Genomic DNA, 13,389 nt, shown 5'->3' on the forward strand with positions numbered 1-13,389 from the left:
TAGCCGGCCCTTTCCGCGCCGCGCGGACCTGCTCGATCGTCACCGAGGTGATGCCCTCCCGGTGCACGGCGGCGAGCGGACCCGAGGTGTGGAACGCGAGCGAGGCGAGGATCGCGGCCTTCTGCGCGGCGTCGTAGCCCTCGATGTCCGCGGTCGGGTCGGCCTCGGCGTAGCCGAGCTCGGTGGCCGTCGCGAGGGCGTCCTCGAAGGTCGCGCCCTCGCGGTCCATCAGGTCGAGGATGAAGTTCGTCGTGCCGTTGACGATGCCCATGATCCGCTCGATGCGGTCCCCGGCGAGGGAGTCGTGCAGCGGCCGGTCGAACGGCACGGCGTCGAACGGCACGGCGTCGTCCGGCTCGGGGTCTTCCGGCACGGCGTCGTCCGCCACCGCCGGGGCCACCATCACGTCGTCGTCGGTGCACGAGGACGACGGGGTGCTCACGCTCCGCTCCGACCTCGCCGACGGAACCCGCATCACCCTGACCGCGGGGACCCGCGACGTGCAGGAGACCCTGACACAGCTCGGTTGGGTCATGGGCGGGGCGTCGGCCGCGTTCCTCGGGGTCGCCGTCGTGGGGGTCGTGCTCGTCGTCCGCCGCTCCCTGCGGCCGCTCGACGAGATGACCCGGGCGGCCCGCTCCATCACCGCGGGCGACCGCGGACGGCGGCTCCGCCCGTCACGCACCGACACCGAGATCGGCCGGGTCGCACTCGCCCTCGACGAGATGCTCGACGCGGTCGAGGGCGCCGAGGCGCAGGCGGTCGCCGCCGAGGAACGGGTCCGCGCGTTCCTCTCCGACGCGGCCCACGAGCTCCGCACCCCCGTCGCCGGCGTCCGGGCGGCCGCGGACACCCTGGTCCGGAACGGACCGGACGACCCCGCGACGAACGAGGTCCTGGCCGTGCACGTCGTCCGGCAGGCCGACCGCGCGGCACGCCTCGTCGACGACATGCTCACGATGGCGCGCCTCGACCGGGGCATCGCCCTCGACCGACGCCGCACCGACCTCGTCGACTGGCTGCGTGCCGAGGCCGATCGGCTCCGGATCCGGCTCCCCGGGGTGGAGCTCGACCTCGACGTCCCGGACCACGCGGTCGACGCCGACGTGGACCCGGACCGGCTCGCGCAGGTCCTCGGCAACCTGGTCGACAACGCCGCGCGGGCGACCGGTGGGACGGGCAGCGTCCGGCTGACGCTCCGCGCGGGGCCGGACGACGCGCTGCTCCGGGTCGAGGACGACGGCCCGGGCATCCCGGCAGCCGACCGCGAGCGCGTCTTCGACCGGCTGGTCCGGCTCGAGGACGCCCGGGACGTCCGCTCCGGTGGGGCGGGGCTCGGGCTCCCCATCGCCCGGGGCATCGCGCTCGCGCACGGCGGGTCGCTCGTCCACGGGCCCGACGGGGACCTCGGTGGCGCGGTCTTCGAGCTGCGCCTCGCGACGAGCCCGACGGTGCCGGAGGGTGCGCGTCCGAGGGCGGGCGCCCTGCTAGCCTGATGTCCGCCAGCGAGTGTGGTGGAACGGTAGACACGGGGCACTCAAAATGCTCTGCCTCACGGCGTGCGGGTTCGAGTCCCGCCACTCGTACAACGCGGCTCACGGCGTGCGGGACAGTCCTGGTCCGACCGTCCCGCCACTCGTACAACGCGGCATGCGCCGCCTGACGAACGCGCGTTCCGGTGTCTAGTAGGCTCTTGCGTGTGAGTGACACAGAAGCAACTGCAACAGCACCCCGTCGCGTCGTCGTCGCCGAGGACGAGTCGCTCATCCGCCTCGACATCGTCGAGATCCTCCGCGACAACGGGTTCGACGTCGTCGGCGAAGCAGGTGACGGCGAGACCGCCGTGCAGCTCGCCACCGACCTCCGTCCCGACCTCGTCGTGATGGACGTCAAGATGCCGCAGCTCGACGGCATCTCCGCCGCCGAGAAGCTCTCCAAGAACCACATCGCCCCCGTGGTCCTCCTCACGGCGTTCAGCCAGAAGGACCTCGTCGAGCGTGCGACCGAGGCCGGCGCCCTCGCCTACGTCGTCAAGCCGTTCACGCCGAACGACCTGCTCCCCGCGATCGAGATCGCCCTCTCGCGGCACCAGCAGATCATCACGCTCGAGGCCGAGGTCGCCGACCTCGTCGAGCGCTTCGAGACCCGCAAGCTCGTCGACCGCGCCAAGGGCCTGCTCAACGAGAAGATGGGCCTCACCGAGCCCGAGGCGTTCCGTTGGATCCAGAAGGCCTCGATGGACCGTCGGCTGACCATGCACGACGTCGCCAAGGCGATCATCGAGCAGCTCAGCGCCAAGAAGTAGCGCCCCGTCGCTCGCACGAGAGCGCCGTCTCCCCTCGGGGAGGCGGCGCTCTCGTCGTCCGTCGACGGACCGGGTGCGGCGGCCCGGTGGTCTGCTGCGGTGGACCCGACCACCTGGCAGGGTGGAGCGATGGACGACGTGGTGATCCGTGCCTCCCGGCCCGACGACATGCCGGCGGTGGCCGACCTGCGCTGGCGGTGGAGCGTCGGCGAAGGCGGTGCGACGCCGGGCGCGACCCCGGACGATTACCGCGAGGCGATGTCGGCGTTCGCCGCCGCCCACCCCGAGACCCACCGCTGCGTCGTCGCTGAGCGCGACGGGCGGGTGGTCGGCATGGCGTGGCTCGGGCTCGTCGCACGGCCCCCGACCCCGGACCGCCCTGGACGGCGGCTCACCGCGGATGTGCAGACCGTCTACGTCCACCCCGACCTGCGGGGCGCCGGTGTCGCGAAGCGTCTCGTGACCGCATTGCTCGACGTCGCGGACGAGCTCGGTGTCGAGCGGACGTCGGTGCACTCGAGCGTCGAGGGCGAGACGCTCTACCGCCGCCTCGGGTTCGGCGATGCACGACTGCTGCTGCAGCGGCCGCCCGAGGACTGACCCGTCACCCGCGCGACGGCAGCTCCTGCAGGGTCCAGGCGTTCCGGTCGGGGTCGGTGAAGAAGACGAAGCGACCCCAGGCCAGCTCGTCCACGCCGATCGCGTCGACGCCGAGCCCCTGCAGGTGCGCGAGCGCCTCGTCGGCGTCCGGCACGACGACCTGGATCGACTTGAGCGAACCCGGGACGACGTCCGGCGACATGATGCCCTCGCCGAACGCGATGGAGCAGGCCGACCCGGGCGGGGTGGCCTGCACGAAGCGGAGCTCGTCGGAGACGCGCTGGTCGTGGTCGATCGAGAAGCCGATCCGTTCGTAGAACGCGCGGGATCGGTCGACGTCGCTGACGGGGACGAGGATCAGTTCGATCCTCCAGTCGGTGGCGGGCACGGGTCACTCCTTCGTGACGCCCGCCGGGATCAGCGGGCTTCGCGGATCATGTTGGTGATGCGCACGGTGGAGCAGCGCCGCCCCTGGTCGTCGGTGAGGACGATCTCGTGCGTGGTGAGCGTGTTCCCCAGGTGCAGCGCCGTGCAGGTGCCGGTGACCAGGCCGCTCGTGGCGCTCCGGGAGTGCGAGGCGTTCAGCTCGATGCCGACGGCGTACCGACCGGGACCGGCGTGCACGTTCGCGGCCATCGACCCGAGGCTCTCGGCGAGCACGACGTACGCGCCGCCGTGCAGCAGCCCGACCGGCTGCCGGTTGCCCTCGACCGGGATCGTCCCCACGGCGCGCTCGGCGGAGAGCTCCGTGATGACCATGCCCATCTTCTCGGCGAGCTCGCCCATGCCGCGTTCGGCGAGCCGTCCGTCGACGCCCTTCGTGGAGGTGGCTTCGTCGGTCACGCTGGCGGACTCCCGTGTCGGATGGCGTCGGTAGGCTGTCCGGGTGTCGGACTCCGCAAAGCCTACCCTCATGGTCATCGACGGCCACTCGCTCGCCTTCCGGGCCTTCTACGCGCTGCCGGTCGACAGCTTCGTGAACCGCGACGGGCAGCACACGAACGCCATCCACGGCTTCATCTCGATGCTGCTGATGCTGCTCCAGCGGGAGAAGCCGACCCACCTCGCGGTCGCGTTCGACATCTCGCGGTTCTCGTTCCGCACCCGCGAGTACGAGGACTACAAGGGCACCCGTTCCGAGACCCCGGCCGAGTTCAAGGGGCAGATCCCGCTGCTGCAGCAGGCGCTCGAGGCGATGGGCATCACGACCGTGACGAAGGAGGACTACGAGGCCGACGACATCCTCGCCACCTTCGCCCGCCAGGGCGCCGAGCAGGGCTACCAGGTGTACGTGGTGTCCGGCGACCGCGACTCCATCCAGCTCGTGAACGACGACGTCACGCTGCTGTACCCGTCCGTCCGCGGCGTCTCCGAGCTCACCCGCTACGACCGCGACAAGGTCTACGAGCGCTACGGCATCGAGCCGCACCAGTACCCCGACATCGCCGCGCTCGTGGGGGAGACCAGCGACAACCTCATCGGCATCGACAAGGTCGGCGAGAAGACCGCCGTCAAGTGGATCACCCAGTACGGTTCGCTCGACGGGGTGCTCGAGCACGCCGACGAGATCAAGGGCGTCGTCGGCAACAACCTCCGCGAGCAGCGGGACCGCGCGATCCGCAACCGCAAGCTGAACCGTCTCGTCAACGACGTCGAGCTCCCCGTGGGCCCGGCCGACGTCGCGCTGCGGCCCCTCGACGAGACCGCGGTGCGTGAGCTCTTCGCCAAGCTGCAGTTCCGCACGTTGCTCGACCGCGTGTTCAAGGTCGCGGGTACCGGCGAGCCGTCCGACGCCACCGAGCCCGCGGGGTCGGTCGACAGCGGGGCGCCGACGCCGCCGTCGGTCAAGACCCTCATCGACGAGGAACTCGGCTACTGGCTCGAGCGTCGCAACGCGGCCGAGGCGGCGAACGGCTACGGCGTCGCCGTCGAGGTCATCGACGGACGCCTCAGCGCCATCGGCATCGCGACGCACGACGACGCGGTCCTCGTCCCCGGCGGCAGCGGCGCGAAGGACTACGAGCAGCTCTCGGCGTGGTTCGCGTCCGACGCCCCGAAGCACTTCCACGACGCCAAGACCGCGATCAAGGCGCTGGCCACGGCCGGGTTCGAGGTGAACGGCATCGCCGGGGACGCCCGCCTTATCGGGTGGCTCGCACAGCCGGGCAAGCAGGGACAGCCGCTCGCCGACCTCGTCTACCAGGAGCTCGGCGAAGAGCTGCCGACGGCCGACCCGAACCAGCTCGTCCCCGAGACCGACCCGGTGAACGTCGGCGTGCACGCGTGGTTCGTGCTCCGGGTCACGACGGCGCTGCGTGCCCGCCTCGACGAGTCGTCGCTGCGGGTCCTCGACGACATCGAGCTCCCGCTCGTGCCGGTCCTCGCCGGCATGGAGACCACCGGCGTCGCGATCGACCGTCCCGTGCTCACAGGGCTCTCGCACGACCTCGGGGAGCGCGCGGCCGAACTCGCGCAGCAGGCCTTCGCCGAGATCGGGCACGAGGTGAACCTCGGGTCGCCCAAGCAGCTGCAGGAAGTGCTCTTCACCGAGCTCGCGATGCCGAAGACCCGCAAGACCAAGACCGGGTTCTCGACCGACGCCGCCAGCCTCACCGACCTGCAGGAGCAGCACCCGCACCCGTTCCTCGGCCTGCTGCTGCAGCACCGTGACGCCACGAAGCTCCGTCAGATCGTCGACACGCTGGACGCCGCGGTCGTCGACGGTCGCATCCACACCCGGTACGAGCAGACCGGCAGCAGCACCGGCCGGATCTCGTCGACCGACCCGAACCTGCAGAACATCCCGGTGAAGACCGCGGTCGGGCGTCGCGTGCGCTCGGCGTTCGCCGTCGCCGAGCCCTACACGACGCTCATCACCGCCGACTACTCGCAGATCGAGATGCGCATCATGGCGCACCTGTCCGGTGACCCGGGGCTGATCCAGGCCTTCAACGAGGGCGAGGACCTGCACCGTTTCGTCGGCGCCCGGGTGTTCTCGGTCGAACCCGCCGACGTCACGCCCGAGATGCGCACGAAGGTCAAGGCGATGTCCTACGGCCTCGCGTACGGCCTCAGCCCGTTCGGTCTGTCGAAGCAGCTCCGCATCGAGCAGTCCGAGGCGCGCACGCTCATGAACGAGTACTTCGCCCGGTTCGGCTCGGTCCGCGACTACCTGCGCGGCGTCGTCGAGCAGGCGCGCGAGGACGGCTACACCGAGACGATCTTCGGCCGTCGTCGTCCGTTCCCGGACCTGAAGAGCCCGAACCGCGTCCTCCGCGAGAACGCCGAGCGCGCCGCCCTGAACGCGCCGATCCAGGGATCGGCGGCCGACATCATGAAGATCGCGATGCTGGGCGTGGCCGCCGACCTCCGCGACGGCGGGCTGGACTCCCACCTGCTCCTGCAGGTGCACGACGAGCTCATCCTCGAGGTCGCTCCCGGCGAGCAGGAGCGGGTCGAGGACATCCTCCGCACCCGCATGGGCGGTGCGGCCGAGCTCAGCGTCCCGCTGGACGTGTCCGTCGGCGTCGGCCCGAACTGGGAGGCGGCGGCGCACTGACGCGCGACCGCCTGTCGGCCCGCGAGCTGGGCCCCACCAGCCGGTACCGGCGCGACGCGCCGACGGCGTGGCGGCCGTGCCCGGAGGGACGGTGCGGGCCCACACCGCGCCTCCCGTCCCACGGGTTCCACGTCGTGCGCCGACGTGGATAGGGTCGAGGACATGACCGATGACCGTCCCGTCCGCCAGCCCTCCGCCGTCGACCGGGTCGCCGAGGACTGGGTGACACCCTCGTCGACCTCGACCCGACCGTCGCCACGTACATCGGCGTCCCGGGGCGGACGGGGGAGTACGGCGACACGTCGCCCGCCGGTGCTGCGGCCCTCGCGGACGCGGCGCGTGCGGCGAAGCGCGCGCTGGACGCTGCCGACGCGGTGGACGCCGTCGACCGGGTGACGAAGACGGACCTCGGCGCCGAGCTGGACCTCGTGCAGGAGTCCTTCGACCGGAAGCTGCACCTCCGCGACCTCAACGTCATCGCCAGCCCGGCGCAGTCGGTGCGCGACGTCCTCGACCTCATGCCGACCGCGACCGAGTCCGACTGGCAGGACATCGCGAGCCGTCTGCACGCCCTCCCCGACGCGATCGAGGGCATCCGCGAGACCCTGCTCGAGGGCACGCGTGAGGACGTGACGCCGGCGCGCCGCCAGGTGGCGCTCATCGCCGAACAGGCCACCCGCACCGGCGCCGAGGACGGTGTCTTCCGACAGCTCGTCGACGGTGCCGCGTTCGACGACGGCGGGTCCGTGCCCGAGGCGCTCCGTGTCGAGCTGGCCCGCGGGGCCGAGGTCGCCGCGGCCGCCTACCGGTCGTTCGGGCAGTTCCTCGAGCACGAGCTCATGCCGCTCGCGACGCCCGTGGACGCCGTCGGGCGCGAGGCGTACGAGCTGCACTCCCGACGCTTCCTGGGCGCGGTCGTCGACCTCGACGAGACGTACCAGTGGGGCATCGAGGAGCTCGCCCGGATGCGTGCGGAGCAGGAGCGCATCGCCGACCGCATCGAGTCCGGCGCGAGCGTCGCCCGGGCGATCGAGGTCCTCGACGCCGACCCCGCCCGCGTGCTGCACGGCACCGACGCCCTGCAGCGGTGGATGCAGGAGACCAGTGACGAGTCGATCCGTGCGATGGACGGCAGGTACTTCGACATCGCCGACCCGATCAAGCGCCTCGAGTGCCGGATCGCGCCGACGCAGGAGGGTGGGATCTACTACACCGGCCCGTCCGACGACTTCTCGCGCGCCGGCCGCATGTGGTGGTCCGTGCCGCAGGGCGTCACCGAGTTCGGCACCTGGCGCGAGAAGACGACGGTCTACCACGAGGGCGTCCCCGGTCACCACCTGCAGATCAGCCAGGGCGTCTACAACCGGGGCGAGCTGAACACGTGGCGGCGGCAACTGGCCGGGTCCTCGGGCCACGTCGAGGGCTGGGCGCTCTACGCCGAGCGCCTCATGGAGCAGCTCGGCTTCCTGGACGACGACGGCGACCGGCTCGGCATGCTCGACGGGCAGCGGATGCGTGCGGCTCGTGTGGTGCTCGACATCGGCGTCCACCTGCAGAAGACGAACCCCGACGGCGGGGCGTGGACGTGGGAGTACGCGCTCGACTTCATGCGGCAGAACGTGAACATGTCCGACGAGTTCGTCCAGTTCGAGGTCGCCCGATACTTCGGGTGGCCCGGGCAGGCGCCGTCGTACAAGGTCGGGCAGCGCGTCTGGGAGTCGATCCGCGACGAGGTGGCGGCCCGCGAGGGTGCCGCCTTCGACCTGAAGGCGTTCCACCACCGCGCGCTCGCGCTCGGCAGCATCGGGCTCGACACGCTCCGGAGTGCCCTGCTCGACTGATCCGCCGGGCGTCGTCACGAACCGACACGCCCGGTTGTGGGCGCTCGCCCGCTGCGGTTAGACTTGTGCGGCGCAATCCGCGCTCATCAAACACATCGCCAGGACGGCTCGAACCGGCATCCGGTTCGGACCAGGGGGTCGCTCCCTCGCCGTCTGGCCCGACTCATGTCCGTTCGGAGCAATCTCTACATGACAACCACCACGACCAAGGCTCCCAAGCAGGTCGCCATCAACGACATCGGCTCGGCTGATGACTTCCTGGCCGAGGTCGAGAAGACCCTGAAGTTCTTCAACGACGGAGACCTCATCTCCGGCACCGTCGTGAAGATCGACCGCGACGAGGTCCTCCTCGACGTCGGTTACAAGACCGAGGGTGTCATCCCCTCGCGCGAGCTCTCCATCAAGCACGACGTCGACCCCAACGAGGTCGTCGAGGTCGGCGACGAGGTCGAGGCCCTGGTTCTCCAGAAGGAGGACAAGGAAGGTCGCCTCATCCTGTCGAAGAAGCGTGCGCAGTACGAGCGCGCCTGGGGCGACGTCGAGAAGATCAAGGAGTCCGACGGCGTCGTGACCGGTACGGTCATCGAGGTCGTCAAGGGCGGCCTGATCGTCGACATCGGTCTCCGCGGCTTCCTCCCGGCCTCGCTCATCGAGCTGCGTCGCGTCCGCGACCTGACGCCGTACCTCGGCCAGGAGCTCGAGGCGAAGATCCTCGAGCTGGACAAGAACCGCAACAACGTCGTCCTCTCGCGCCGCGCGCTGCTCGAGCAGACGCAGTCCGAGTCCCGGACCACGTTCCTCAACAACCTCCACAAGGGCCAGGTCCGCAAGGGCATCGTGTCGTCGATCGTCAACTTCGGTGCGTTCGTCGACCTCGGCGGCGTCGACGGTCTCGTCCACGTCTCCGAGCTCAGCTGGAAGCACATCGAGCACGCCAGCGAGGTCGTCGAGGTCGGTCAGGAAGTCACCGTCGAGATCCTCGAGGTGGACCTGGACCGCGAGCGCGTGTCGCTCTCGCTCAAGGCCACGCAGGAAGACCCGTGGCAGGTCTTCGCCCGCACCCACGCGATCGGTCAGATCGCGCCGGGCAAGGTCACGAAGCTCGTGCCGTTCGGTGCCTTCGTCCGCGTTGCCGACGGCATCGAGGGCCTCGTGCACATCTCGGAGCTCTCGAACAAGCACGTCGAGCTCGCCGAGCAGGTCGTCTCGGTCAACGACGAGGTCTTCGTCAAGATCATCGACATCGACCTCGACCGTCGCCGCATCTCGCTCAGCCTCAAGCAGGCGAACGAGGGCGTGGACCCCGAGGGCACCGAGTTCGACCCGGCGCTCTACGGCATGCCGACCGAGTACGACGACAAGGGCGACTACAAGTACCCGGACGGCTTCGACCCGGAGACGAACGAGTGGCTCGAGGGCTACGACACCCAGCGCACCGAGTGGGAGGGCCAGTACGCCGCCGCCCAGGCGCGTTGGGAAGCCCACAAGGCGCAGGTCGCGAAGACCATCGCCGACGAGGCGCAGGGTGGCTTCGACCTCCCGGCGACCGCTTCGTCGTCGTCGTCGACGTTCGCGACCGAGTCGAACGGTCAGGGCACCCTGGCCGACGACGCGTCGCTCGCAGCGCTCCGCGAGAAGCTCAGCTCGACCAACTGATCGAGCAGCACTCCCGCACCGGAAGCCCGGCATCCCTGAGAAGGGGTGCCGGGCTTCCGGCCGTTCGTGCGGCGTGGGTCGGTACCCTGTCGCTGTGCGCATCATCGGTCTCACGGGCGGCATCGCCGCGGGCAAGTCGACCGTCTCCGGCCGGTGGGCCGAGCGCGGTGCGGTCGTCGTGGACGCCGACCGGCTCGCCCGTGACGCCGTCGCCCCCGGCAGTCCCGGCCTCGCGCAGGTCGCCGAGCGGTTCGGCCCCGGCGTGATCGCGGCCGACGGGTCACTCGACCGGCCGGCGCTCGGCGCGATCGTGTTCGCCGACGCCGCAGCGCGGAAGGACCTCGAGGGGATCACCCACCCCGAGGTGTGGCGTCTCGCCCAGGCGGCCTTCGACGCCGCCGAGCGCGCGGACCCGGACGCCGTCGTGGTCTACGACGTGCCACTCCTCGCCGAGGCACGGGGGAGCCGCCCCCTGCGGTTCGACGCCGTCGTCGTGGTCGACGCCCCCGCGGCCCAGCGCATCGAGCGCCTCGTGGAGCACCGCGGGATGCCCCGGGACGAGGCCGAGCGCCGTGTGGCCGCGCAGGCGAGCGACGCCGAGCGGCTGGCACTCGCCGACCACGTGGTGGACGCCACGGGGAGCCTCGCGGACACGCTCCGCTCCGCCGACGCGGTCTGGAACCGTATCGGCCGATGAAGCACCGGCTGCTCCTCGTCATCGCCGTCGTCGTCCTCGTCGTCATCGGTGCCGCGTCGCTCGTCGCGGCGAACGTCCTCGGCGGGGAACGCGTGGCCGAGCACGGCCGGGTCGCCGCAGCCGATCGACCACGCGGCGACGAGCACGGTCCGGCGGGGGAGTTCCACCGCTTCCGACTCGGCACCATCAACGGACAGCGGCTCGAGCCGAACCGTGACGACTTCGCGGCACGGACCGACTCGGGTGGCCCGCTGCTGCTCTTCCTGCCGGCGACCCGCGCCCGGCCCGCCGACTACCAGCTGTTCCTGTCCACGGCGCTGCGCGACGGCTACCACGTGCTCGGCCTCGACTACTGGAACCTCGGCAAGACCCTGTCGGGGACCTGCGAGGCGGACCCGAGCTGCTACGGCACGGTGCAGCGCAACCGGTTCGACGGCACCCGTCCGTCCCGGTTCAGTTCGGTGGAGCCGTCCGGGTCGATCGTCTCCCGGTTCCGCGACGCGATCGCGTACCTCGACGACCACGACCCCGAGGGCGGGTGGGGGCGCTTCGTGCAGGGTGACTCCGACATCGCGTGGAAGGACATCGTCGTGGCCGGGCACTCGCAGGGCGGCGGCGAAGCGGCGTACATCGCGCACATCCGCTCGGTCCGTGGGGCGCTGATGTTCTCGTCGCCCGTGGAGTCCCTCGGGAGCGAACACGCGGCCTGGATGGACCGCCCCGGCAGGACGCCGGTCGACCGGATGTACGCGATCGACGACGTCCGCGACGTGTTCGGGCCCCGGATACGCGGGTCGTGGAAGGTACTCGGCCTCGACGGCGACACCGGGCCGTTCCGCACCGACACGGCACCCCCGGGAGCCGGCCAGGACCCCCACGCGATCCTCACGGACATCCAGGTCGGTTCGCCGGGCGAGAGCCACTCGCGGACGATCAAGGACTCGACGCCGATCGGTCCGGACGGGCTCCCGCGGATGGAGGGGCTGTGGCAGTGGCTGCTCCACCGGTTCCCTTCGGACCCGTCATAGGATCCCGCAATACTCTGAGTCCGTGCAGCAAGCAGGTGAAGGACCCGACCTGCGCTCGACCATCCGTTCCCGGGCGGAGCAGGACGCCGAGCGCAACTACCTCGAGGACGCGCGCAGCGACCGCGTCCTGACCTACCGTGCGCTCGACGACGCGGTGTCCGCGTGGTCCTCGACGTTCGACGCGATCGGGGTCGCACCGTCCGGAGCGGTTCTCGTCGACCTCGGCGACCCGCTCTCCTTCGCCGTCGTGCACCTCGCCGCCCTCGCGACCGGGCGTCGGGCGATCCCCGTCGACACCGGGCAGCCGACCACGGAACCGGGCCGTCTCGCCGACCTGATCGGCGGCGCCTCAATCGTGGTGACCGACCGTGCCGTGGACGCGACCATCCCGGGCGCGCCCGCGAGCGGAATCGACGCGGCCACGTTCCTCCCGGCCGGCGTGCGCGACGGCGACCTGCCGACGGCGAGTCCGGACGCACCCGGCGAGGGGTCGGTCGTGCTGTTCACCTCCGGCTCCACCGGGACCCCGAAGGGTGTCGAGCTGCCCGAGTCGCAGCTGCTGTTCGTCGCCCGCGCGGTCGCGCGGCACAACCGGCTCACCCCCGAGGACCGCGGGTTCAACTCGCTCCCGCTCTTCCACGTCAACGCCGAGGTCGTGGGGCTGCTCGCCACCCTCGTCGCCGGTGCGACCCTGGTGGTCGATCGACGGTTCCGCCGGACCGGGTTCTGGGAGCTCCTCGCCGAGCGTCGGATCACGTGGCTCAACGCCGTGCCCGCGATCCTCGCCGTCCTCGCGAAGACCGGTCCGCTCGACTTCCCCGCGGGGCTCCGGTTCGTCCGGAGTGCCTCCGCACCGCTGCCGGACCCGGTGCGGCAGGCGCTCGGGGACGTGCCGCTCGTCGTCAGCTGGGGGATGACCGAGGGGGCGTCGCAGATCACCGCGACCCCGCTCGACGCTCCGGCGCGGGTCGGGACCGTCGGTGTGCCCGTCGGGTCCGAGGTGCAGGTCCGGGGCGAGGACGGCTCCGTGCTGCCCGCCGACGAGGTCGGTGCTCTCTGGATCCGCGGCGCGGGCATCGTGCACCGGTACCTCTTCGGGCGCGCGGCCGAACGGTTCGACGCGGACGGCTGGCTGAGCACGGGCGACGTGGGCTCGGTCTCGGCGGACGGCTGGGTCTCGCTCGCCGGACGCTCCGACGACGTCATCAACCGTGGGGGCGAGAAGGTCTACCCGTCCGAGGTCGAGGACGTGCTGCTCGGGGACGACCGCGTGCTCGAGGCCGTGGTGGTCGGGCGGCCGCACGACGTCCTGGGCGCGGTGCCGATCGCGTACGTGATCCCGCAGCCGGACCAGGTCGTGGACGCCGATGCCCTGGTCGCCGACCTCACGGCACGCGCCGAGGCCCGGCTCACCCGGTTCCGACGCCCGGTCGAGATCGTCGTGGTGCCCGACCTGCCGCGGGCGCCGACCGGCAAGGTCCAGCGGGCGAAGGTGCGGACGATGGCCGAGCAGCCGTGACCGGCAGTGCCTCTGTGCCGCGTGCTGCCGCTGTGTCCGGGGGCGCCGCCCCGGCGTCCTCGCGCGCCGTGCAGACGCCGACCCGCACCGCCGAGGGGAAGCCCCGGCACCTCTACGAGGTCGACGTCCTGCGGATCCTGACCTTCGCCTGCGTCATCGGCGTGCACACGACCAGCCACACGGT

At 71.4% G+C, this 13,389-nt stretch carries 11 protein-coding genes, 1 tRNA gene and 2 pseudogenes; 11 read left to right on the forward strand and 3 right to left on the reverse strand.

Annotated features, from left to right (window positions below; all coding sequences use genetic code 11):
* Positions 1–403, reverse strand: a pseudogene (locus I5E_RS22480) (hypothetical protein); the annotation flags it as partial.
* A 31-nt stretch (positions 404–434) separates the two neighbouring features.
* Between I5E_RS22480 and I5E_RS20975 the strand changes: the two are divergent.
* From I5E_RS20975 to I5E_RS02265, 4 genes are all read left to right on the forward strand, one after another.
* The gene (locus I5E_RS20975; protein ID WP_261974840.1) at positions 435–1,496 is read left to right on the forward strand and encodes a HAMP domain-containing sensor histidine kinase; all 1,062 of its coding nucleotides are present in this window, start codon (positions 435–437) and stop codon (positions 1,494–1,496) included.
* 9 nt (positions 1,497–1,505) lie between these two features.
* Positions 1,506–1,586 (forward strand) — tRNA-Leu (locus I5E_RS02255).
* 113 nt (positions 1,587–1,699) lie between these two features.
* Positions 1,700–2,305: an ANTAR domain-containing response regulator gene (locus tag I5E_RS02260; RefSeq protein WP_022905562.1), complete on the forward strand. Its 606-nt coding sequence runs from the start codon at positions 1,700–1,702 to the stop codon at positions 2,303–2,305.
* Between the two features lie 129 nt (positions 2,306–2,434).
* The gene (locus I5E_RS02265) at positions 2,435–2,905 is read left to right on the forward strand and encodes a GNAT family N-acetyltransferase (RefSeq protein WP_031261135.1); all 471 of its coding nucleotides are present in this window, start codon (positions 2,435–2,437) and stop codon (positions 2,903–2,905) included.
* A gap of 4 nt (positions 2,906–2,909) precedes the next feature.
* Here the strand turns inward: I5E_RS02265 and I5E_RS02270 are convergent, their stop codons facing one another.
* Positions 2,910–3,293 carry a VOC family protein gene (locus tag I5E_RS02270; protein WP_022905564.1) on the reverse strand — a complete coding sequence of 128 codons (384 nt, stop codon included), beginning with the start codon at positions 3,291–3,293 and terminating at the stop codon, positions 2,910–2,912.
* Between the two features lie 29 nt (positions 3,294–3,322).
* On the reverse strand, positions 3,323–3,691 hold the full coding sequence (locus I5E_RS02275) for a PaaI family thioesterase (protein WP_148286828.1): 369 nt from the start codon (positions 3,689–3,691) through the stop codon (positions 3,323–3,325).
* 100 nt (positions 3,692–3,791) lie between these two features.
* Between I5E_RS02275 and polA the strand changes: the two genes are divergently transcribed.
* The 7 genes and pseudogenes from polA to I5E_RS25150 form a co-directional block, all read left to right on the forward strand.
* Positions 3,792–6,464 (forward strand): DNA polymerase I, encoded by a 2,673-nt coding sequence (polA, locus tag I5E_RS02280; RefSeq protein ID WP_031261136.1) that lies wholly within the window; start codon positions 3,792–3,794, stop codon positions 6,462–6,464.
* Between the two features lie 162 nt (positions 6,465–6,626).
* A pseudogene (locus I5E_RS20980) lies at positions 6,627–8,305 on the forward strand (DUF885 domain-containing protein).
* 189 nt (positions 8,306–8,494) lie between these two features.
* The gene (gene rpsA / locus I5E_RS02290; protein WP_022905568.1) at positions 8,495–9,961 is read left to right on the forward strand and encodes a 30S ribosomal protein S1; all 1,467 of its coding nucleotides are present in this window, start codon (positions 8,495–8,497) and stop codon (positions 9,959–9,961) included.
* A 94-nt stretch (positions 9,962–10,055) separates the two neighbouring features.
* A complete protein-coding gene (coaE, locus tag I5E_RS02295) occupies positions 10,056–10,658 on the forward strand; it encodes a dephospho-CoA kinase (RefSeq protein ID WP_022905569.1) in 603 nt (200 codons plus the stop codon).
* Positions 10,655–11,686, forward strand: coding sequence for a BPSS1187 family protein (locus I5E_RS02300; protein WP_022905570.1), 1,032 nt, complete (start codon positions 10,655–10,657; stop codon positions 11,684–11,686). Before coaE ends, I5E_RS02300 begins: the two co-directional genes overlap by 4 nt.
* Before the next feature lie 22 nt (positions 11,687–11,708).
* Positions 11,709–13,205, forward strand: coding sequence for a class I adenylate-forming enzyme family protein (locus I5E_RS02305; RefSeq protein WP_022905571.1), 1,497 nt, complete (start codon positions 11,709–11,711; stop codon positions 13,203–13,205).
* Positions 13,202–13,389 (forward strand): hypothetical protein (locus I5E_RS25150; protein ID WP_222836441.1); only part of this gene is annotated, 188 nt, incomplete at its 3' end. The genes I5E_RS02305 and I5E_RS25150, both read left to right, overlap by 4 nt.

Source organism: Curtobacterium sp. B18, from assembly GCF_000333375.1.
GTDB lineage: Bacteria > Actinomycetota > Actinomycetes > Actinomycetales > Microbacteriaceae > Curtobacterium.

Excerpts from the sequence above, each read along its gene's own strand:
- I5E_RS02265 (WP_031261135.1), top strand. The coding sequence starts at position 2,435 with ATGGACGACGTGGTGATCCGTGCCTCCCGGCCCGACGACATGCCGGCG.
- I5E_RS02275 (WP_148286828.1), bottom strand. The coding sequence starts at position 3,691 with ATGGGCGAGCTCGCCGAGAAGATGGGCATGGTCATCACGGAGCTCTCC.
- rpsA (WP_022905568.1), top strand. The coding sequence starts at position 8,495 with ATGACAACCACCACGACCAAGGCTCCCAAGCAGGTCGCCATCAACGAC.
- I5E_RS02300 (WP_022905570.1), top strand. The coding sequence starts at position 10,655 with ATGAAGCACCGGCTGCTCCTCGTCATCGCCGTCGTCGTCCTCGTCGTC.